The sequence below is a fragment of the Marinomonas sp. SBI8L genome, from assembly GCF_001624705.1.
In the GTDB taxonomy this organism is placed as follows: domain Bacteria; phylum Pseudomonadota; class Gammaproteobacteria; order Pseudomonadales; family Marinomonadaceae; genus Marinomonas.
This window is the reverse complement of the sequence record NZ_JSEO01000069.1, coordinates 1-238: the sequence shown is the minus strand read 5'-3', so window position 1 is coordinate 238 and position 238 is coordinate 1. Positions and strand designations below refer to the sequence as shown.

The following is a 238-nucleotide window of genomic DNA, read 5'->3' as shown; positions in this document are numbered from 1 at the left end:
TTACCACGGAGTGGTCAATGACTGGGGTGAAGTCGTAACAAGGTAGCCCTAGGGGAACCTGGGGCTGGATCACCTCCTTAAACGATATGAAGCTCTGGTGAGTGTTCACACAAATTATCTGGTAACTAATTTATATAGAGACGCACAGAAGAAGTGTTTGGGTCTGTAGCTCAGTTGGTTAGAGCGCACCCCTGATAAGGGTGAGGTCGGCCGTTCAAATCGGCCCAGACCCACCAAT

1 tRNA gene and 1 rRNA gene are annotated in these 238 nt (G+C 49.6%); both read left to right on the top strand.

Annotated features, from left to right (window positions below):
- Positions 1 to 80 (top strand): 16S ribosomal RNA (locus tag OA91_RS23960); the annotation flags it as partial.
- Between the two features lie 79 nt (positions 81 to 159).
- A tRNA-Ile gene (locus tag OA91_RS23955) sits at positions 160 to 236 on the top strand.
- The last annotated feature ends 2 nt before the right edge of the window (positions 237 to 238 follow it).